General features: G+C 61.0%; 18 protein-coding genes. All 18 read left to right on the top strand.

Annotated elements, in window-relative coordinates:
- Positions 1-4 precede the first annotated feature (4 nt).
- Positions 5-337 (top strand): hypothetical protein, encoded by a 333-nt coding sequence (locus RL_RS33630; RefSeq protein ID WP_011648931.1) that lies wholly within the window; start codon positions 5-7, stop codon positions 335-337.
- On the top strand, positions 330-1,370 hold the full coding sequence (locus RL_RS33625) for a CobW family GTP-binding protein (protein WP_011648930.1): 1,041 nt from the start codon (positions 330-332) through the stop codon (positions 1,368-1,370). Before RL_RS33630 ends, RL_RS33625 begins: the two co-directional genes overlap by 8 nt.
- Positions 1,367-2,575 (top strand): ABC transporter substrate-binding protein, encoded by a 1,209-nt coding sequence (locus RL_RS33620; protein ID WP_011648929.1) that lies wholly within the window; start codon positions 1,367-1,369, stop codon positions 2,573-2,575. Before RL_RS33625 ends, RL_RS33620 begins: the two co-directional genes overlap by 4 nt.
- Before the next feature lie 19 nt (positions 2,576-2,594).
- Entirely contained in the window at positions 2,595-3,968 is a 1,374-nt protein-coding gene (locus RL_RS33615) for an amidase (protein WP_011648928.1), read from the top strand.
- A 45-nt stretch (positions 3,969-4,013) separates the two neighbouring features.
- Complete coding sequence (locus RL_RS33610) at positions 4,014-4,982, top strand: cyclase family protein (RefSeq protein ID WP_041936981.1); 969 nt, start codon at positions 4,014-4,016, stop codon at positions 4,980-4,982.
- 225 nt (positions 4,983-5,207) lie between these two features.
- Positions 5,208-5,462, top strand: coding sequence for a FitA-like ribbon-helix-helix domain-containing protein (locus tag RL_RS33605; RefSeq protein WP_028742527.1), 255 nt, complete (start codon positions 5,208-5,210; stop codon positions 5,460-5,462).
- Positions 5,459-5,872: a type II toxin-antitoxin system VapC family toxin gene (locus RL_RS33600; RefSeq protein ID WP_011648925.1), complete on the top strand. Its 414-nt coding sequence runs from the start codon at positions 5,459-5,461 to the stop codon at positions 5,870-5,872. Before RL_RS33605 ends, RL_RS33600 begins: the two co-directional genes overlap by 4 nt.
- A 429-nt stretch (positions 5,873-6,301) precedes the next feature.
- Positions 6,302-7,312: a GlxA family transcriptional regulator gene (locus tag RL_RS33595; RefSeq protein WP_041936980.1), complete on the top strand. Its 1,011-nt coding sequence runs from the start codon at positions 6,302-6,304 to the stop codon at positions 7,310-7,312.
- A 194-nt stretch (positions 7,313-7,506) separates the two neighbouring features.
- Positions 7,507-9,177, top strand: a complete 1,671-nt coding sequence (locus RL_RS33590) for an ABC transporter substrate-binding protein (protein WP_028742529.1) — start codon at positions 7,507-7,509, stop codon at positions 9,175-9,177.
- Between the two features lie 69 nt (positions 9,178-9,246).
- Complete coding sequence (locus RL_RS33585; RefSeq protein WP_011648922.1) at positions 9,247-10,260, top strand: ABC transporter permease; 1,014 nt, start codon at positions 9,247-9,249, stop codon at positions 10,258-10,260.
- Positions 10,261-10,263: 3 nt separating this feature from the next.
- On the top strand, positions 10,264-11,139 hold the full coding sequence (locus RL_RS33580; protein ID WP_011648921.1) for an ABC transporter permease: 876 nt from the start codon (positions 10,264-10,266) through the stop codon (positions 11,137-11,139).
- Entirely contained in the window at positions 11,136-13,226 is a 2,091-nt protein-coding gene (locus RL_RS33575) for a dipeptide ABC transporter ATP-binding protein (RefSeq protein ID WP_041937040.1), read from the top strand. The genes RL_RS33580 and RL_RS33575 overlap by 4 nt, the downstream gene beginning before the upstream one ends.
- 2 nt (positions 13,227-13,228) lie before the next feature.
- Positions 13,229-14,488 (top strand): MFS transporter, encoded by a 1,260-nt coding sequence (locus RL_RS33570; RefSeq protein ID WP_225510576.1) that lies wholly within the window; start codon positions 13,229-13,231, stop codon positions 14,486-14,488.
- Complete coding sequence (gene hydA / locus RL_RS33565; protein WP_011648918.1) at positions 14,485-15,918, top strand: dihydropyrimidinase; 1,434 nt, start codon at positions 14,485-14,487, stop codon at positions 15,916-15,918. Before RL_RS33570 ends, hydA begins: the two co-directional genes overlap by 4 nt.
- 8 nt (positions 15,919-15,926) lie before the next feature.
- Positions 15,927-16,676: an SDR family NAD(P)-dependent oxidoreductase gene (locus RL_RS33560; protein WP_225510578.1), complete on the top strand. Its 750-nt coding sequence runs from the start codon at positions 15,927-15,929 to the stop codon at positions 16,674-16,676.
- A gap of 33 nt (positions 16,677-16,709) precedes the next feature.
- Entirely contained in the window at positions 16,710-17,747 is a 1,038-nt protein-coding gene (locus RL_RS33555; RefSeq protein WP_041936979.1) for an NAD-dependent epimerase/dehydratase family protein, read from the top strand.
- Positions 17,747-18,655, top strand: a complete 909-nt coding sequence (locus tag RL_RS33550) for an allantoinase PuuE (protein ID WP_028742532.1) — start codon at positions 17,747-17,749, stop codon at positions 18,653-18,655. Before RL_RS33555 ends, RL_RS33550 begins: the two co-directional genes overlap by 1 nt.
- A complete protein-coding gene (locus RL_RS33545) occupies positions 18,648-20,339 on the top strand; it encodes a thiamine pyrophosphate-requiring protein (RefSeq protein ID WP_011648914.1) in 1,692 nt (563 codons plus the stop codon). Before RL_RS33550 ends, RL_RS33545 begins: the two co-directional genes overlap by 8 nt.
- Positions 20,340-20,346 lie beyond the last annotated feature (7 nt).

Here is a 20,346-nt window from a genome sequence, read left to right as displayed (position 1 = left end):
GGCGATGTGTTCGCTCTGCGGCATTCTAGGTGGTAACGAGCACTGGGCCGATGCGGTCGCGCGGCCCGGGGTCTATACCCGCTCCGCCGAGCGGATCGACCGCCGGCGCGAGCGTGCCCGCCGTGTTGCGATCGCCAACCGCATTCTCGACGCCTTCGGGCTCGGTATCTCCGACTGGCAGGGATCCTCCTTCCTGCTGTCGACCCGGACCGGAAAGACCGAGATCATCGAAGATCTCGGACATCTTTGGCCGGCGGCCGAGCGGCTTGCGGGCCGGCCGCTCGATCCGCTCGCCGAGCCGCTTCTCGACCGACTGGAGGCGAACCGCCATGGCTGATGCATTTCCGGCCTTCACGCCCGTCACGTTGCTGACCGGCTTTCTCGGATCCGGCAAGACGACGCTGCTGCGCCGGCTGCTGACCGATCCGGCGCTCTCGAACGCCGCGGTGCTGATCAACGAATTCGGCGAGGCCGGGCTCGACCATCACCTGCTCGAGCGCATCGACGAAAACATGGTGCTTTTACAATCCGGTTGCCTTTGCTGCACGGTGCGGGGCGAACTGGCCGATGCGATCCGCGACCTGCATTCGAAGCGCGAACGCGGCATCGTCCCGCCCTTCGACAGGATTGTCATCGAGAGCACCGGACTTGCCGATCCTTTCCCCGTTCTTTCCACGTTGAAGGCCGATCCGGTTCTGCGGCATCATTTCCGGTCCTCGGGCGTGATTGCCACCGTCGATACCGTCAATGCGGGGAGGCAGCTTGCCGCCTATCGCGAACCGATGCGGCAGGTGGCGGTGGCCGACCTTCTGGTGCTGACCAAGGCCGACATCGCCGAGGCCGGCCAGGTTGCGCGGGTAACGGCGATGATCCGGCAGATCAATCCGGATGCGCCGATTGTCCTGGGCTCGGACGACGTCGTCAGTCTGATGGAGGACATGACAACCGGCCGCGCCGAGGCGATGCAGTCGCCGGGCGGCTTCTATTGCGACGACCCGGGGCCGGTTCTTGCCAGCGAACATTCCGGTGGTATCCGGTCCTTCGTGCTGGTGAGCGAAGGCACGGTCGACTGGACAGCCTTCGGGATCTGGCTGACCATGCTGCTCAATCGGCACGGCGACCGTATCCTTCGGGTCAAGGGTATTCTCAACATCGAGGGCGAAGACTTTCCCGTGGCGATCCACGGCGTGCAGCATCTGGTCCATACGCCCGTCCATATGCAATCGTGGCCCGGCGGGGACCGGTGCTCCCGCATCGTCTTCATCGTCGACGGCATCGCGCCCGAAGTGATCAAGCGATCGTTTGACGCCTTCAATGGGCTCGGCGTGGCAAAAGTCGCGCCGAAGCGGGTCGAGGAGTTGCAGCCATGAGAAAAATGCCGAAGAGCTTTCCGACGCCCGCCCTGCATACAGAGGGCCGGATCAAGCTGCGCATCCTCGGCACGGCGATTTCGCTTCTCGAAGAACTTCGGCTCGGTGCCGAGCGCGATCTCGGCATGGATATCGAATTCGACAATCAGGACTTCATGACCGCCCAGCACAAGGCGGCGCTGGAGCCGATGACCTACGACATCTACGACCAGTGCTTCCACAACCTCGATATCGTCTGGTACTGGCGCGCTGTGCAGCCGATCGACATCGAGCGGATCACGCTTTGGGACGAGATCACCGATCTGACGAAAACGGGGCGCATTGGACCGAATGCGCGGATCGGGCAGGGCGATGCGCCGGTGACCAAGCTATTCGTGCAGCCGAACCTGGCGCTTGCCGAAACGCCCTCGCAACGCATCTCGATGCTGCCGACGACGCATAATTTCGACAGCTTCGCCTACCGCACCGATGCGGCCAATTCCAACCAGATGACCTCCTGGGCGGCATTGCTCGACCCGCGGTGGCACGGGCGCGCAGCCCTCGTCAACGAGCCGGCGATCGGCATCTTCGACGCCGCACTTGCGGCGCAGTCGGCCGGGCTGATGACCTTTAACAATCTCGGCAACATGAGCGTTGAGGAAATCGATCGGTTGCTGTGCATTTTGGAAGAGCGCAAGAAGGCCGGCTTTTTCCGCGGCTTCTGGCGTTCGGCCGAGGACGCGGCGAACCTGATGACGAAGAGCGACACGCAGATCCAGTCGATGTGGTCGCTAGGGATCAGCAAGCTGAACCTGCGCGGCTTTCCCGTCGAACTCGCCAATCCCGCCGAGGGTTACCGCGCCTGGCATGGCGGGCTCTGCCTGTCGAAACGGCTCTCCGGCCGGCTGCTCGACGCGGCCTACGATTATCTCAACTGGTGGATCTCCGGCTGGCCCGGCGCGGTGGTGGCCCGGCAGGGTTATTACATGTCGACGCCGACACGCTCGCGGCCGCACATGACGCCGGCCGAATGGGACTATTGGTACGAGGGCCTGCCGGCCGCGACCGACCTGCCAGGCCCCGACGGCCTCCTCCGCGTCAAGACGGGTGCGGTGCGCAGCGGCGGCTCCTACTGGCAGCGCGCCAACTCGATCGCCGTCTGGAACACGACCATGGACGAACACAATTATTTGGTGCGCCGCTGGATGCAGTTCGTGGCGGCGTGAGCAGAACTGGAACGACAGAATGACCCTTTCTTACGGCTCCCTCTCGATCGCCCAGCTCTCCACCCTCATCCAGGGCGGCAGTGTCGATCCTGTCACGGTGGCAGAGCAGGTCTTGGACGCGATCGAGAGCCATGACGACAAGGCGGTCTTCATCTCGTTGACGCGGGAGCGGGCAATGGCGGAAGCGCATGCCTCGTCGAAGCGGCTGAATGACGGTCGTTCGCTTGGCTTGCTCGAAGGCATTCCGGTTGCCTGGAAGGATCTCTTCGATGTTGCCGGCAGCGTCACGGCGGCGGGGTCCAGGCTGCTTCTACGTGATCAGGCACCGGCCGCAGTCGACGCCGCCGTCGTCTCCGCGCTGGCTTCGGCGGGTATGGTGGCGACGGGCCGGGTCAATATGAGCGAGTTCGCCTTTTCCGGCCTTGGCATCAATCCGCATTTCGGCACGCCGAAAAACCCTCGCAGCACCGATGTCGCCCGCATTCCGGGCGGCTCGTCCTCCGGTTCGGGCGTGGCGGTGGCATCAGCTCTCGTGCCGGTCTCGATCGGCTCCGACACAGGTGGTTCAGTGCGGATCCCGGCGGCGCTGAACGGCATCGTCGGCTACAAGGCGACGCGCGGACGATACCCGATGACAGGCGTGTTCCCCCTTTCCGGCAGCCTCGATTCGCTCGGGCCGCTCTGCCGTTCGGTGCAGGATGCCATCTGGATAGACGCCGCGATGCGCGGAGCCATGGCGCCGACGGCCAGTCGCCGTCCGCTCGCCGGGCTGGAGGTCGTCATCCCCACCAACGTCGTCTTCGACGATGCCGAGCCGGGTGTCGTTGCGGCCTTCGAAGCGGCGGTTGAGCGTTTGTCCGCCGCCGGCGTCATGTTCACGCGGCTGGAGATCCCGGCCTTCGCGGAAATTCTGCAGTTGATGGCAAGCCACGGAGCCCTGGTGACGGCGGAGGCCTACTGGCTGCACAAGGCGCGGATCACCGGGCCTGATGCCGGACTGATCGACCCGCGTGTGGTCTCGCGCACCCGCTTCGGTGAGGAGATCACCCTTCCGCACTACCTCGACATACTCTCTGCCCGCAAGCGGCTGATCGAAGCGGTGGACCGGCTGGTCGGCGACCGCCTGATCGCCTTCCCGACGGTCGCGCATGTGGCACCGTTGCTCGAGCCGCTGAAGACCGATGACCAGCTTTTCGTGGCGACCAACGGCAAGACACTGCGCAACACGCTGCTCGGCAATTTTCTGGACTGGTGCGGGGTGTCGATCCCTTGCGGGGCAGGCGACGCCGGCATGCCGGTCGGCTTCCTGCTGTCGGGGCTGGCGCGCGGCGACGAGCGGCTGCTGTCGGTGGCGCTCGTCGCCGAACCGGTCATTCGCGGCGAGACAATTTGAAGGCAGTCGCTCCGGTGGCTGCGAACATGAACAAGGAGAGTTGCAATGTGCATGGCGTGTTATGTCGACGAAGCGACCAAGAGCAAGATCATCGCTTACAATGCCGAATTCCATAAGGTGACGAAGAGCCCCTATGGCAGCGACGACGAGATCGGCATGCTGAACCTGATCGACGCCAAGTCGCGTTCGGCGATCATCGGCCGCACCGATGCCTCGAAGGTCTTCGACCTCTCGGTCGACCATTTCGTCGGCATGCCAGGCTGGTTCGGCGCCGGCGACCAGCCCTACCAGATCTGGATGACCCACACGCCGCAGGGCGAGATCGTCGCCAACACCATGGGCGTGACGCGCCAACAGAACGAACTCGTCGCCTATTCCGGCGACAGTATCTCGATGTACACCCATTGCGGCACGCATATCGATACGTTCAACCACTTTGGCTACAATGGCGAGATCTTCAATGGTTTCACGGCGCGGGATCACCTCGGCAGCCGCGCCTGGGATATTTGCGGCCCGGAAAAATATCCGCCGATTTTCGCGCGCGGCATTCTCCTCGATATCGCGGCGATGCACGGCGTCGACACGCTGCCGCCGAGCCACCCGATCGGCAAGGCCGACATCGAGGACTGCCTGAAGAAGCAGGGGCTGAAGATCCTGCCCGGCGACGTGGTGCTGCTGCGCACCGGCCAGATGCTGCGATGGCCGGACATCGCCTTCACCAAGAATACGCCTGGCCTCAACCGCGAAGGCGCGGAATATATCGCCAAGCACGGCGCGGTCATGATCGGCGCCGACAACCTGACGCTGGAGCAGACGCCGTCGGCGCACGAGCTCAACTTCTTCCCCGTCCATACCTATCTGCTGGCGGAAGCGGGCGTCCCGATCCTCGAGATGGCCTATCTTGAAGAGTTGGCTGGCGACAAGCTCTACGAATTCGCCTTTTTTGGCGCATGCATCAAGTTGCGCGGAGCCACCGGTGCACCGATGCGGCCGGTGGCGATGCCGCTGAACTGAACGCAAGGCGTATGCGGGGAAGCGAAAATGAAAACAGTGGACGGCAGGGCGGTCTGCAGTCGGTTTCAAGAGGAACATCCAACCCTGATGCCATTGCACCAACGGAAGATCAATCGTCGGTGCCGGCCCTCTACTCTGCCCAGCGTCGGTTGAGCGCCTGGCAAGTGTAACCGGCCAACCCGCCGATTGATGTCGCACTGGTGAGGTGGAGGAAAATTGACATCAATGCCGGCGGTCACCATTCGCAATCTTTCTGACGAAACACATCGCGCCCTACGGGTGCGCGCAGCTCATCATGGCCGAAGCACAGAGGCCGAAATCCGTGACATTATCGAGGCCGCCGTGCGTCCATCTGAACGCGTGAAGCTCGGCTCCTTACTTGCGGCCATCGGTCGTGACGCTGAGCTCTCCAACAGCGACGTTGAAGCCTTGCAGCAAAATCGCAATAAGGCGCCTGCTGAACCCATGACTTTCGAATGATCCTGTTGGACACCAACGTGATATCGGAGCCGTGGAAACCGATTCCTGACGGAGCAGTGGTCGCTTGGTTGGACGCCCAAGCCATCGAAACTCTCTTCGTTTCCGCAATAACAATTGCTGAACTACGTTTTGCGATCGCTGCCATGCCCGCAGGCAAACGGCAAACTATCCTTCGCGATCGCCTGGAGGAAGAAGTGCTTCCGCATTTTGCCGAACGCATCCTGCCTTTCGATCTTGCCGCCAGCCAATTTTACTCGGAACTGATGGCGCGCGCTCGAGTATCCGGGAAAGGATCAGCAAGGGGACATATCGCAGCCACCGCCGTAGCGAACGGCCTTGCCGTCGCAACTCGCGACACAGGCCCTTTTGAGGCCGTTGGGTTGAAAGTGATTAACCCCTGGCTCCCATAAACATCAGGTGATTTTAGGTGCCGTCGGTTCTTAAGGCGCCGCCTAAAACGCAGCTTCGGGGCTGATTAGCGTCCAAAACAGTAACCTGCGCTCGCGCTCGAATGTCCGCTGATCAAAAGAAGTGGCGCCGGTTCATCTCGCCATGAGCTTTGAATCTACGCAGGCGCCTGCATTATAGTCGGGCTCAATACCGTTGTAGCAAATCGTGATGGGATGTGTCACACAGCCATCCACCCCCCATCGACCAGCATAATGTGTCCAGTATGTGCGTTGCTTCATCGCTGGCGAGGAACAAAGCGGCTTTTGCGACATCCGGCTGACCATGCGGTGACGCTTAGTCGTCGGTGTTTGTGTTTCGTTGCCTGCCTGAGTCCGCCGCTGCTGCGGACCGGCAAAAGCAGGGCAAACGGGATGTTTGGAGTTCGCCCCATGACGGATCAGACCTATACGCTCAAGCAATTGGCACAGGGGCATCGACCGATCCGGATCGGCTTTTTCCTGGTGCCGGACTTCCCTCTGATGACCTTTGCGGCGGCGCTCGACTCGTTGCGGCAGGGCAATCGTCTGGCCAAGCGAAAGGCCTTTGAGTGGCTCATCCTGTCGGCGGATGGCGGCCATGTGAAGTCCAGCAGTGGACTGGGCTTCGATGCAGATGCGGCAATCGGCAGGGCGCCACGCTGCGATATCGTCATCCTCTGCGCAGGCATCAATTATGCGGACGCCTATGATGCCAATGTCTTTGCATGGTTGAGGCGCATCCATTCGGAGGGGTGCGTGCTTGGAGCAGTCAGCACTGCCGTCTTCTTCCTGGCAAAGGCTCGATTGTTGGAAGGGCGACGATGTGCCGTTCATTGGGAGTCGCTTGCAAGCTTTCGCAGCGAGTTTCCGAACTGTCTCGCCACCGACGACATTTTCGCGATCGACGGACGTTTTCTGACCTCGTCGGGCGGAACGGTCACATTGGACATGATGCTTTACCTCATCTCGGCCGTGGAGGGTCGGGAGTTGGCAGCACTCATTTCGGACCAGTTCAACCACGCGCGCATACGGCGCCAGGACGACGTTCAGAGGATGTCGCCCGAAGATCGTTTCGGCATCCGGAATGCCAAGCTTGCCTTTGTGGTTCGTCGGATGGAAGCCAGCCTCGGCGATCCGGTCGAAATTTCCGATCTCGCCAGTAGCGTGGCGCTTTCGCTTCGGCAGCTCGAGCGGCTGTTTCACGCCAATTTCGGCAAGAGTCCCACCCATTTCTACATAGAGCTTCGCATGACTCGCGCGAAAGAACTGCTAGTCTACACGGAATTGGCGATCGGTGAGATCGCCGAAATCTGCGGTTATCAGTCGGCTTCGCATTTCGGCCGCTCATACCGCACGCGGTTTCGCGAGAGCCCTGCCGCGACACGAAAGGCAGAGAGACGACGAGAGGTGCCGGTGTCATGAACAATGTCGATCCGCGCAGAGAAGATGTCGGATCACCGCATGTCACAGAGGTCCATCCCGTTTTAAATTGAACGAAGACGGATGGGTGACGGACAAAAGTCCGCTGCGACCGAGCCTGGGGCGAGTGTCTTGCCGGCCGGTCCGACCAACAAAAATTCGGAACAGTTAAAGCGCTAAACTAGGAGATGACTACCGTGGACAAGTCTCAGCATTCCTATATCCCGACTCTGGTCGAACAGATGTCGAGCGGCTCGATCGGCCGCCGAGAATTTCTGCGTAAAGCGACGCTTCTTGGTGTTTCGGCCGCAGCCGCATATTCTCTGGCCGGCGTTCCAATGCCGGGCGACGGCGCCCGGGCCGACGATATGCCCAAGGGCGGAAACCTGCGCATCGGCATGCGTTGCATGGAAATCAAGGATCCGCATCTGGCGGATTTCGCCGAAAAGTCGAACGTGATCCGCCAGGTCTGCGAGTATCTCACCCTCACGGACCGCAACAACATCACTCATCCCTACCTGCTGGAAAAATGGGAAGTCAGCGACGACCTGAAGACGTGGACCCTACACGTGCGCAAGGACGTCAAGTGGCGCAAGGGCAGGCCGCTGACGGCTGACGATGTGATCTGGAACCTGAAGCGCGTCTGCGATCCAGCCATCGGCTCGTCGATGCTCGGGCTCTTCACCGGCTACCTCATGCAGGAATACGAAACCGGCGAAAAGGACGAGAAGGGCAATCCCAAGAAGTCGAGCAAGCTCTGGGCCGACAACGCCATCGAGAAGGTCGACGATCACACTGTCCGCCTCAACTGCTCCTCGCCGCAAATTGCCGTGCCCGAGCATCTCTATCACTACCCGATGTTCATCATCGATCCGGAAGAAAATGGCGCCTTCGGTGCGGATGCGAACGGCACGGGTCCCTTCGTTATCACCGAGTATGTCGTCGGCAAAGGTGCCAAGTACAAAGCGCGCACCGACTATTGGGGCACTGGCCCCTATCTCGACACGTTCGAATATGTCGACCTCGGCGACAATCCAGGTGCAGGTATCGCGGCAATGGCCTCCAAGCAGGTCGATGGCCTGTCGGAAGCCGATGCCGTTCAGATCAATGCGATGAAAAATTTCCCGCATGTCGCCGTTTATCAGGTCGAGACGACCCAGACGGTCGTCGCCCGCATGCATCCCGATATCGACCAGTTCAAGGACAAACGCGTGCGCCAGGCGATGCGTTATGCGATCGACCGCGATAAGGTCATTCAGACGGCACTTCTCGGTGCCGGCATTCCTGCCGAAGATCATCACGTCGCGCCCTCGCATCCGGAATATGCGGCGTTGCCGAAATACCCCCGCGACATCGAGAAAGCGAAGAAGCTTCTGGCCGATGCCGGCTATCCGGATGGTTTCGAATTCGACATGGTCACGCGTCCCGATCCGATCTGGGAACTGAACACGGCGCAGGTCCTCGCCGAACAGTTCAAGGACATCGGTGTCAAGATCAACATCAAGTCCCTGCCCAGCGCCCAATATTGGGAAGTCTGGACGACTGCTCCCTTCAGCCTGACCGCGTGGGGCCACCGGCCGCTGGCAATCATGACACTGTCGCTTGCCTATCGTTCGAATGCCGCCTGGAACGAGTCCAACTATTCCAACGCGGATTTCGACAAGCTGCTGACCGAGGCCGAGGGTATCCTTGATCCAAAGGAACGCAGCAAGGTGATGGCGAAAATCGAGGCGATCATGCAGGACGACGGGCCGATCGTTCAGCCCTTCTGGCGTGTTTTCTCGACCGTCATGGACAAGAAGGTCAAGGGCTTTGAGCTCCATCCTTCGCAATACATCTTCGCGCATCAGTACGCGATCTCGGCGTAACCTCCCGGCTGGCGCCTGGCCGCGTTCGCGCGGTCGGGTGCTAGGCCCAGTCAGCGGATTCCTCCGGCTATGGCGACATTTCTCCTGAAACGCTTGGCGATGATGTTCGTGACGATGCTTTGCGCCTCGTTTCTCGTCTTCGCCGTCTGTGAGTTCACTCCCGGCAGCGTGGCCCGCAAGTCGCTCGGTCCTTTCGCCACCCAGCAGCAGGTCGACCTGCTGTCGGAGAAATTGAAGGCCAATGATCCGCTGCTCGTGCGCTACGGTCGCTGGCTCGGTGTGCTAGTCGGCGCAATTCCCGATCCCCTTCAGGATCCGACCACCGGGTTGAACTTCAAGGATCCGCGTGGCGCGCAGTATTTCGGCAACTTCGGCTATTCGACCCTGAACAAGCTGCCCGTCAACGATGTCATATGGGATCGCCTCGGCAATACCTCGATCCTCGCCGGACTGGCGTTCCTGCTGATCGTCCCGCTGTCGATCATTTTCGGCATCCTGTCGGGGTTGAAAGAGGGTGGGGTACTGGACCGGACGCTATCGGTCATCTGTATCACCTTCACGTCTATTCCGGAGTTCGCGTCAGGGGTTTTCCTGGTGACGCTTTTCGTGATCCTCTGGCCGATCCTGCCAGGTACCAGCCCTCTCAACAGCGATGGCGGCTGGGCGGTGCCCTACCAGTTTGTCCTGCCGGTTGCCGTGCTGGTCATCTATGACTTCGGCTATGTTGCCCGAATGATCCGCGTCTCGATGATCGGCGTCATGGAGCGACCTTATATCCGCACCGCAATCCTCAAGGGCATGAGCACGCGCCGCATGGTCCTAGGGCACGCACTCCGCAATGCGATGATCGCGCCCTTCACGGTGCTCCTGTTGCAAATAAACTTCCTGATCAGCGGCGTCGTCGTCACGGAGCTCGTCTTTGCTTATCCGGGCTTCGGCCGCCTGATCCTCGATGCAAGTTTGTTCGGCGACATCGCAACGCTCGAAGCCGCCACGCTGATCACCGTCGCTATTGCCGTTGTTACGCAGCTGCTTGGCGACCTTGGCTACATGCTGCTCGATCCACGCATCCGGGTGAGGTAAATCATGGCTGTTCAAGACAACATCATCGGAGCAGTCGCCGCACCGCCAAAGCGTGCTGCAAGGCCCAACTGGATGCGCATCTTTCATTCGCGCACGGCCGTCGTCGGGCTTTGCCTGGTTCTCTTCTGGGTACTTGCGGCGCTTCTCGCGCCGATCCTGCCGCTGCCATCGCCAACAGATTCCGATGTCCTGGCGATGAGCGATCCCTATCCGTCAGCTGCCCATTGGCTGGGAACCGATATTCTCGGACGTGATATGCTGTCGCGGTTGATCTTTGGCGCGCGCACCGTGCTTTCCGTTGCGCCGCTTTCAGTGGCGGTTGCCATGATCGTTGGCATCACCATGGGGATGATTTCCGGCTATTATGGCGGCTGGATCGATGTGCTGATCAGCCGCGTCTCGGATATCATCCTGGCCTTTCCGGTTCTCGTTATTTACGTGATCCTGATCGCCAATATCGGACCGTCGGTTCTGAACATCGTCATTGCGACGATGATCGCCTCGGCGCCGGGTATCGGCCGCATAACGCGCGGCCTGGTGCTGGGTCTGAAGCAGCAGGAATATGTCGCGGCGGCAAAGCTGCGTGCGGAAAGCACGCTCTACATCATGATCGTCGAACTGCTGCCCAACTGCCGCAGCCTGCTGATCGTCGATGCCTGTCTGCGGATCGGCTACACGATCATCACCATTGGCATCCTCGGTTTCCTCGGCCTCGGTCTGCCGCCACCGAACCCGGACTGGGGTGGCATGGTCAAGGAGAGCGTGACTGTTCTGAATGTGTGGCCGCACATGTCGCTGATCCCCTCATTCGCGCTCGTCAGTCTGGTTCTCGGCTTCAACCTGCTGGCCGATGGTATGCGGGAGGCATGGAAGCCATGAACATCATCGCGTCCAACCTTCAAGGAGCGGCCATGTCCATCACGCCATCGATCGATCGTGAACCCGTTCTCGACATCGAAAACCTGCGCATCGAGTTTCGCGGCAAGAGCGAAACGGTGGTTGCGATCCCCGATCTCTCGTTCAAGGTCATGCCCGGCGAAAGCTACGGTCTCGTGGGTGAATCGGGCTGCGGCAAGAGCACCACGGCCATGGCGATCATGGGCTATCTCGGCGCGACCGGTATTGTTGCCGGCGGCAGCATCCGCTTCAACGGCAAGCAACTGGTCGATGCCTCCCCCAAGGAGTTGCGTTCCGTCCGCGGGCGGCAGATCGCAATGGTCTACCAGGATCCGATGAGTGCGCTCAATCCGGTGAAGACGATTGGTGCGCAGCTTGCCGAAGTCCCCCTGCTTCACATAGGCGCCAGCAAGAAAGACGCCATGGCCATGGCGGAAGCGATGCTAGCCGACGTCCGCCTGCCTGACCCCGGCGACATGATGAAGCGGTATCCGCATCAGCTGTCTGGTGGCCAGCAGCAGCGCGTGGTCATCGCCATGGCATTGCTTGCCAAACCGTCCCTGTTGCTGCTCGATGAACCGACAACCGGCCTTGATGTGACCGTCGAGGCTGCGGTCATCGATCTGATCGCCGAATTGCGCCAACGTTACTCGACCAGCCTGCTGTTCATCTCGCACAATCTCGGGCTAATCGCAGAGAGCTGCGATCGTCTCGGCATCATGTATTCCGGCCAGATGGTAGAAGAGGGAACGACATCAGAAGTATTCCGCCGGCCGAAACATCCGTATACGCGCGGCCTTATCGATTGCATTCCGGACATTGCCGGTGACAAGCGCAGCCGCACGCTAGCTGCCATCCCGGGCTCGATCCCGCTGCCGCAGGAAAGGCCGCAGGGCTGTCTTTTCGGGCCGCGCTGTTCGAGTTTTGTCTCCGGCCTCTGCGACCGTCCGGACCTTGCTCTGGAGCCGGCGACGGAAGAGCATTTGGTGCGCTGCGTCCGCTGGCAGGAAATTTCGGCTGCAGAAGCGACCGTTGCTCCGGTCGAGACACAGATGATTGCAAAATCGACGGCGATAACGCTGTCCGATGTGAACCGTCTCTATCCCGTCGGCCGCCAGAAGACCGTCAAGGCAAACGAAGCGGTCAGTTTTGAAGCGGCAACAGCCGAGATCGTGGCGCTGGTCGGCGAGTCCGGCTGCGGAAAATCTACGCTGGCACGCATTGTGACGGGTCTCGACAAGGCGACGTCGGGCGAAATCCGCATGGCTGGCGAAAACATCGCCGAACTGCGGGCCGGCGAACGTCCCCGCGCGCTGCTGCAACAAATTCAGATGATCTTTCAAAATCCCGATAGCACACTCAACCCTTCGCATTCGGCCGCCTTCTCCATTCGTCGTTCGATCAAGAAATTCGGCATTCGCAAGGGAAAGGCCGAGATCGAGCAGCGCGTCCGCGAGCTCTTAGAAATGGTGCGTCTGTCTCCGGCCGTCGCGGACCGAAAGCCGAACCAGCTGTCCGGCGGTCAGAAGCAGCGTATCGCCATCGCACGCGCCTTTGCGGCGGAACCTTCGCTTATTGTCGCCGATGAACCGGTCTCGGCGCTCGACGTTTCGGTGCAGGCCGCGGTCGTGACGCTTCTTCTCGACATTCAACGGGAGAAGCATGCCACCATGCTGTTCATCAGCCACGACCTGGCGCTGGTTCGCCACGTGGCAGACAAGGTTGTGGTCATGTATCTCGGCAAGATCATGGAGCAGGGAACCGTCGAGGAAGTCTTCGGCGAGGGCGCGCATCCCTATACCGAAGCACTTCTGTCAGCGATCCGCAGCCCGCATCCGGATGAAGCGCCGCGCGAGCGTATTCGCCTGTCCGGCGAAACACCGAGCCCGGTCAACGTACCCGCCGGCTGCCGCTTTTCGACGCGGTGCCACCGCAAGCTCGGCAGCATCTGCGACACCGCTCCACCGCCGCTGCGCAAGATGTCCGAGACGCATGAGATTCTCTGCCACATCGATCAAGCAGATCTCGCGGCTCGGCCATCCGTTCTTGTTTCCGCCGATAAGGCATAATGATGCGCGATCCCGATAGGACGATTGGTGACTTCTGGCGGAAAGCCGCGGGGCTTCGTGCAATCCTGCATGTCATGGCGAGCATCTGCATCGTCGCGACAGGCAATTCACTTTTGACGACCACGGTTTCTCTTCACCTCAGCGACCCCGCAATCGATCCCCACGTTGTCCAGTTGTTGCTGACGGCGTTTCCCATAGGCTTCCTAGCCGGCTGCCTGTCAGCCCGTTTCATGGTCGTCCGCTTCGGACATGAGCGCGCTTTCCTGGCCGTGGCATTGCTCGCCGCTTTTGGCGCCTGCGGCTACATGCTGACGGAAGTCGCTCCGGTCTGGTTCTGCCTGCGTCTGATAAACGGCTTTTCCATCGCGACGCTGTTCGTCGTTTCCGAAAGCTGGATCAATCTTTACGCTGACCAGAAGAACCGCGGAGCCTATTTCTCGCTCTATATGCTGATGACGTCGCTGGCGACGCTGTTTGCGCAATTGCTTGTCGAAGCGGCCGGAGCGACCTCTCCCCATCTCTTTCAGATCGCGCTCGGCGTGATCCTGCTTGGACTGATCTACGCCCGCTTTGTTGGTGGACCTTGGCCTGTCTTGCGGCTGCCGCTGGCGGTGACGGTCGACGCCGGTAACGCCCACTCCGGGCATCGGTATGGCATTTGGCGGCTCGCTGCTCTAGCGCCGGTGGCTGTCGTCTGCGTCTTTCAAGCGGGCATGACGAATATGAATGTCTATACGATGACGCCGATCTATGCTGAGCGGGTGCATCTCGACGCGGCGGTCGCCGTGACGCTGGTAACCGCCTTCAGCCTGGGCGGCATGCTCGCTCAGGCGCCAGTCGGATGGTTGTCTGATCGTATGGACCGGCGCGTTCTACTTCTCCTTCAGGGATTGGCGGGAACAGGACTGTGCGCAGCAATTGCCTGGCCCGGAAGCTACCCGCAGATGCTTCTCTACGGTCTGTTTTTCGCCTACGGCGCGATCGCGCTGACAATTTACCCGGTCGGCATCGCTTACGCCAACTCACAGCTCGACAGCCGCCATATGGTCTCGGCATCGGGTAGCCTGCTGCTCCTCTATTCGATCGGCAACATCATGACACCTGGGCTCGCCGCCCAGCTGATGGAGCTGTTTGCACCGCAGGCACTCTTCCTTCTGCTCGGGAGCGGAGCGTTCCTGGTTGCTGCCACTGCCTGCTTCAATCTCCTGCGCCGTCCGATCGGCGCCGCCAAGCCTTGCTTCACTACGGGAGGAAACGAATGACGCTCGCTGAGCCTTATGACCTCGTGATCCGTCGGGGCCGTGTGGTGCTGCCGGATGCAACCAAGCAAATCGATATCGGCGTTCGCGACGGCGTGATTGCGGCGCTCGGGCCGGATCTGCCCGAGGGGAAGCATGAAGTCGCGGCCGAGGGGCGTATCGTGCTGCCCGGCGGCGTCGACAGCCATTGCCACATGGATCAGCAGCCATGGGAAGGGAAGGCGACAGCGGACGATTTCAATACCGGCACGCTGTCGGCGATGTGCGGTGGCACGACAACTGTGGTGCCTTTCGCCATGCAGATGCGTGGCCAGTCGCTACGCGACATCGTCGAGGACTATCACGAGCGCGCCCGTTCGAAAGCGCATATCGACTATGGTTTTCACCTCATCGTCGGCGATCCCTCAGCCGAAGTGTTGCGCGACGAAATTCCTCGGCTGATTGCCGAAGGCTGCACCTCAATCAAGATTTACCTCACCTATGACGGTTTGAAGCTCGATGACTATGAGGTGCTGAATGTGCTCGACCTTGCCCGCGCGCAGGGCGCGATGGTCATGGTTCACGCGGAAAACGACGCCTGCATTCGCTGGCTGACCGAAAAATTCATTGCCGCGCGCAAGACCGAATTGCGCTACCATGAAAAGGCGCATTCAGCGATCGGCGACCGTGAAGCGACCTTCCGGGCGATCAGCCTTTCGGAACTGATAGAGACGCCGATCCTCGTCAGCCACGTCGCTGCGGGCGGTGCCGTCGAGGAGATCCGCCGCGCCAAGGCGCGTGGGCTTCCGATCTACGCCGAGACGTGCCCCCAATATCTTTTCCTTTCGGCCGAAGATATCGACACCCATGATCTCTCCGGCTCCAAATGCGTCTGCACGCCGCCGCCACGCGATAAGTCGAACCAGCCAGCAATCTGGGCCGGCATCCTGGACGGAACGCTGGAGGTCTTTTCTTCGGATCATTCGCCCTGGCACTATGCCGACAAGATTGCGGGCGGGCCGGGGACGCCGTTCCACCGAATTCCCAATGGCATTCCCGGCATCGAGACGCGACTTGCCCTTTTGTTTTCGGCAGGCGTGAATGGTGGCTTGATCTCGCTGCAGAAATTCGCGGACCTCACGTCCGGCGCGCCGGCACGCCTTTTCGGGCTTGCTCCGCGCAAGGGGCAGATTGCCGTCGGGGCAGACGCCGATATTGCGATCTGGGATCCGGATCGCAGCGTGACGATCACTAATTCCCTGCTGCACCACGCCACCGACTACACGCCCTACGAGGGGCAGGTCGTCAAGGGCTGGCCCATCATGACGATCTCGCGCGGCGATATCGTCTGGAAGGACGGAAAAATCCTGGCGGAACCGGGCCGCGGCCAATTCATCGCCAGAGAGCGGCCTTTTCCGCCGCAGCAGGGACTTTCTAAGGTCCTCGCATCATGACGACGCCGATGTCACGTCTTGAAGGCAAGGTGATTTTCCTGACCGGTGCAGCAAGCGGCATCGGCGCGGCGATCGCGCGCCGATGCATCGACGAGAAAGCCTTCGTGATCTGCGCAGACCAATCGCTCGATGGTGCCGACGCGCTTGCAAAATCGCTTGGCCCGCAGGCGTTGGGCATTCGGTGCGAGGTTACCGAGAGCGGCTCGGTCAAGCGCGCGGTGGAGACTAGCCTGGAACATTTCGGGCGGCTCGATGGTCTTGTGCATAACGCGGCTGCACCTTCGATGGATGGTACGGTTATCGACCTTGCCGCGCCGCAATGGCAGTTGGAAATCGATGTCATACTGACCGGTGCCTTCCTCGCCAGCAAACATACGCTTCCGGCCATGATCGAAGGTGGCGGCGGTTCCGTCGTCTTCATCGCATCGCAATTCGCTCATGTGGCAACCGGCAAGGCTGTCGCCTACTGCGCTGCAAAGGCCGGTCTCGTGCATCTCGCCAAGGCTATGGCGGTTGACCATGCGGCGGATGGCATCCGCGTCAACAGCCTTTCGCCCGGCGCTGTCGCCACGCCGCGGCTGCTGCAACGGTGGCCGGATCTCGACGCGGCCAATGCCGGGCTGGGGCCTGCGCATTTGCTCGGACGCATCGGACAACCGGAGGAAATAGCCGCCGCCACGGCCTTTTTGTTGTCGTCGGATGCATCCTTCGTCACCGGAACCGATCTCCTGGCCGACGGCGGCTACGCGACGCGCTGATATCTGTATTGAAAATCTTTGGATGGATTTGAAATGACCCTTCTCGTCACCGGTGGAACCGGCTTCGTCATGAGCGTCCTTGCACGGGAATGGCTCGAACGCGATGCCAAGGCGCGTGTCGTCATTCTCGATCGTGCCGGCCTGGATGCGATGGCGGAGCGCTATTTTGCGCCGGTCCGCGATCGGCTGACCGTGGTCACGGCCGACATCTGCGAGCCCACCCAGTGGGAAGCTGCACTCGACGACCACGATATCCGCTATGTCGTGCACGGCGCCACCGTCACCCCCATCTCGCGTGGCAGCGCGGCTGAGGCAAAGCGTCAGCCAGAGGCCGAAGATCCGGCCAGGATCATCGATGTCAATTTCATGGGCACGGTGCATGTTCTCGAATGGCTGAGAAAACGCCCCGGCTTTCAACGCCTCGTCTTCGTCAGTTCCGGTTCGGTCTACCGTCATCACGGACCGGACTGGATGGGCGAACCGCTTCCCGAAGACGGCTATGTTGCACCGCTGACACTCTATGGCATCTCCAAATTTGCAGCAGAGATGGTCGTCAACCGCTACGCAGATCTTTTCGGCCTGTCGGCAGCCTCTGTCCGGCTTGCATCGGTTTATGGGCCGATGGATCGGGTCACCGGCAGCCGCAATTTCCGGCATGTTCCAAACCGCGTCGCCCATATGGCGCTTGCAGGGGAGACCGTGCGCCCGAATAGCCTGGAACCTGTCGGCGACTATGTCACTTCCACGGATGTGGCCGACGCAATCATCGCGCTGCTTCTCGCAGAGCGCCTCCGTTACCGGCACTACAATATCGGCAGTGGCGAGACTTCGACCATCGGCGACATCATCGGCTGGGCGAAGGAGCGCGCGCCTTCCCTGCAGGTCGAGGTGAGCCCCGCGGATACCGCCAACGTCATCCAGGACGTTTCACTGAAAGACGGCATGTGGGGAGCCTACGACATCGCCCGGATCGCGCGCGACACGGGCTGGCAGCCACGCAGCGCCAGGCAGTCGTTCCACGACTACATGGACTGGATCGTCGAGAACGAAAATCAGAGCGAGGGAAAGTGATGAGCGCTGCTGCAAAAGACCAATCGCGCGATTTTGTCGGCTATGGCCCGAACCCACCGGTCATCTCCTGGCCAGGTGGCGTCACGCTGGCGATCAACCTCGTGCTGAACTACGAGGAGGGGGCCGAATATTCCTGGCTTGAAGACGGACGAAACGACAACTGGGGCGAGTACAATATTCCCAACAGCCCGCCGCTGCGCGACCTCGGCACCGAGACCCATTTCGAATACGGCAGTCGCGCCGGCGTCTGGCGCCTGGCTCGCCTGTTCGACCGTTACGATATTCCGGTAACGATCTCGGCCTGCGCCGTTGCGCTGGAGAAGAACCCGGCTGTCGTCGATTGGATGAATGCCCGCGGCCACGATCTGCTCGGCCACGGGCTGCGCTGGAGCGAATATTCCGGCATGCCGCGCGATGAGGAGGAGCGGCAGCTTCACGAAGCACTCGCCCTTTATGAGAAATTGACCGGCATAAGGCCGCTGGGTTGGAATTGCCGATCCTTTCCAAGCGTCAACACCCGTGACCTGATCGTCAGGGAAGGCGGCTTCCTCTATTATTCGGACCCCTGCAACGACGATCTTCCGTATTTCCTCGATCACGAGGGTACGAAGCTTCTCGTCGTGCCCTATTCGAAGACGCTGAACGACAGCCGCTATCTGATCGCGCCCGGCTACAGCAATCCGCGCGATTTTGCCGAGGATTGCCGATCGGCGATCGACTACATGATCGGCGAAGCCGACGAGACAGGCGGGCGTATGCTGACGATCGGCGTGCATGCACGCTGGATGGGCCAGCCCAATCGGGCGTCGGGGCTGCGTGACGTGATCGAGCACGTCAAGAAAACGCCAGGTGCGGCCTTCATGCGGCGCGAGGATATCGCCCGTTACTGGATCGATCATCATGGCTGACGGCACGCATGCACTGCCGAATGGCCATTTGCCCGCCGAGGCGAAAACGATGAGCGGCGCCGAATATGTTGCAGGGGTCCTGAAGGAGGAAGGCGTCAAGCAGATCATTGGCTTTCCAGCAAGCGAGCTTTTCGATGCCTCAGCGGCGCTCGACATTCCGCCGCTGATTGCGCGAACGCAGCGTGTCGCCGTCAATATCGCAGAGGGCTATGCCCGGGCGACGGCCGGCAGGGAGCTTGCCGTTGTCACTGTGCAATATGGCCCGGGAGCCGAAAGTGCATTTGCCGGCATTGCCCAGGCTTTCAACGACCGCGTACCGATGCTGTTCCTGCCGACCGGCTACCCGCGCGGATCAGAAGCCATCGCCCCCAATTTCGAATCTCGCCGCAACTTTCGGCACATTACCAAATGGTGCGAGGCGGCAACGCAGGTCGATGATCTGCCCAAGCTCATGCATGCGGCGATATCGCGGGTCAGGAATGGGCCGCCGGCGCCGGTCCTGCTCGAGTTGCCTGTCGATCTGCTGGCCGAAAGGCTTGATGCTCTGCCAGCGGATCATCGCCGACCGCGCCGCAGCGTACCGCAGGCCGGTGATCGTGAGGTGGTCGATCTGGCCGAAAGCCTGCTGGCCGCCAAAAATCCCGTCATTCTCGCGGGGCAGGGAGTGCTGTCAGCCTCGGCGACGCCGGAACTGATCGAGCTTGCCGAACTCTTGAACATTCCCGTCATGACGACGCCGAACGGCAAGAGCGCTTTTCCGGAAGACCATCCGCTTGCTCTCGGGACAGCCGGGCGTGCCCGACCCGCGACCGTCGACCATTTTCTAGCAAAGGCCGACCTGGTGTTCGCGCTCGGCAGCAGCCTGACGCGCTCCTACTACATCCTGCCGGTTCCCGAAGATAAAACCATCCTGCATGTCACGCTCGACGATGCGGATCTCGGCAAGGATTATGCGATTGCCCAGGGTGTGGTCGCAGACGCCGCCTCGGTCCTGAAACAGATGATCGCACTCATCCGTCGCGTTCACCTGCCTCTCGGTGAACGTCAGCAGCCGGCGGCGGAAATCGCCGCCGTTCGCGCGGCTTTCATGGAAAAATGGATGCCGCTCCTGACATCGGACAGCACGCCGATCTCACCTTACCGTGTCGTCTGGGAGATCATGCAGGCGATCGATCCGAAGACCTCAATCGTGACGCACGACGCCGGCAATCCGCGCGACCAGTTCTGCCCATTTTATTTGGCAAGCACACCCGGCAGCTACATCGGTTGGGGCAAGACCACCCAGCTCGGAAGCGGCCTCGGCTTTGCGATGGGGGCCAGGCTTGCTCGTCCCGATGCGACCGTCGTCAATCTGATGGGAGAGTCCGCGTTCGGAATGGTCGGCATCGACTTCGAAACCGCAGTCCGCTGCAATCTGCCTGTCTTGACCATCGTGCTGCGCAACAACGTGCTCGGCGGCTACGCGAAAAGCATGCCGATTGCCACCACGAAATACGGCGCGAATCGGGTGACAGGCAGTTACGCGCCGATCGCGGAAGCTCTCGGTGGTTACGCGGAATGCGTCGTGGACCCGGAAATGCTGCGCCCCGCGTTGCTACGTGCCCTCGACAAGGTCAAGGCCGGGCAGGCGGCCCTTATCGAGGTCGTCACGCACGAAGAGTCGCGGCTCGCGGGTCTATGGTAGGGGAGGC

This window comes from Rhizobium johnstonii 3841 (genome assembly GCF_000009265.1).
Taxonomy (GTDB): domain Bacteria; phylum Pseudomonadota; class Alphaproteobacteria; order Rhizobiales; family Rhizobiaceae; genus Rhizobium; species Rhizobium acaciae.
Note: the sequence above shows the minus strand (reverse complement) of the source record. Positions and strands in the feature narration are given on the sequence as shown.

Excerpts from the sequence above, each read along its gene's own strand:
- RL_RS33595 (WP_041936980.1), top strand. The coding sequence starts at position 6,302 with ATGACGGATCAGACCTATACGCTCAAGCAATTGGCACAGGGGCATCGA.
- RL_RS33550 (WP_028742532.1), top strand. The coding sequence starts at position 17,747 with ATGAGCGCTGCTGCAAAAGACCAATCGCGCGATTTTGTCGGCTATGGC.
- hydA (WP_011648918.1), top strand. The coding sequence starts at position 14,485 with ATGACGCTCGCTGAGCCTTATGACCTCGTGATCCGTCGGGGCCGTGTG.
- RL_RS33630 (WP_011648931.1), top strand. The coding sequence starts at position 5 with ATGTGTTCGCTCTGCGGCATTCTAGGTGGTAACGAGCACTGGGCCGAT.
- RL_RS33600 (WP_011648925.1), top strand. The coding sequence starts at position 5,459 with ATGATCCTGTTGGACACCAACGTGATATCGGAGCCGTGGAAACCGATT.
- RL_RS33610 (WP_041936981.1), top strand. The coding sequence starts at position 4,014 with ATGTGCATGGCGTGTTATGTCGACGAAGCGACCAAGAGCAAGATCATC.
- RL_RS33545 (WP_011648914.1), top strand. The coding sequence starts at position 18,648 with ATGGCTGACGGCACGCATGCACTGCCGAATGGCCATTTGCCCGCCGAG.
- RL_RS33620 (WP_011648929.1), top strand. The coding sequence starts at position 1,367 with ATGAGAAAAATGCCGAAGAGCTTTCCGACGCCCGCCCTGCATACAGAG.
- RL_RS33580 (WP_011648921.1), top strand. The coding sequence starts at position 10,264 with ATGGCTGTTCAAGACAACATCATCGGAGCAGTCGCCGCACCGCCAAAG.
- RL_RS33585 (WP_011648922.1), top strand. The coding sequence starts at position 9,247 with ATGGCGACATTTCTCCTGAAACGCTTGGCGATGATGTTCGTGACGATG.
- RL_RS33625 (WP_011648930.1), top strand. The coding sequence starts at position 330 with ATGGCTGATGCATTTCCGGCCTTCACGCCCGTCACGTTGCTGACCGGC.
- RL_RS33615 (WP_011648928.1), top strand. The coding sequence starts at position 2,595 with ATGACCCTTTCTTACGGCTCCCTCTCGATCGCCCAGCTCTCCACCCTC.
- RL_RS33555 (WP_041936979.1), top strand. The coding sequence starts at position 16,710 with ATGACCCTTCTCGTCACCGGTGGAACCGGCTTCGTCATGAGCGTCCTT.
- RL_RS33575 (WP_041937040.1), top strand. The coding sequence starts at position 11,136 with ATGAACATCATCGCGTCCAACCTTCAAGGAGCGGCCATGTCCATCACG.
- RL_RS33605 (WP_028742527.1), top strand. The coding sequence starts at position 5,208 with ATGCCGGCGGTCACCATTCGCAATCTTTCTGACGAAACACATCGCGCC.
- RL_RS33560 (WP_225510578.1), top strand. The coding sequence starts at position 15,927 with ATGTCACGTCTTGAAGGCAAGGTGATTTTCCTGACCGGTGCAGCAAGC.
- RL_RS33570 (WP_225510576.1), top strand. The coding sequence starts at position 13,229 with ATGCGCGATCCCGATAGGACGATTGGTGACTTCTGGCGGAAAGCCGCG.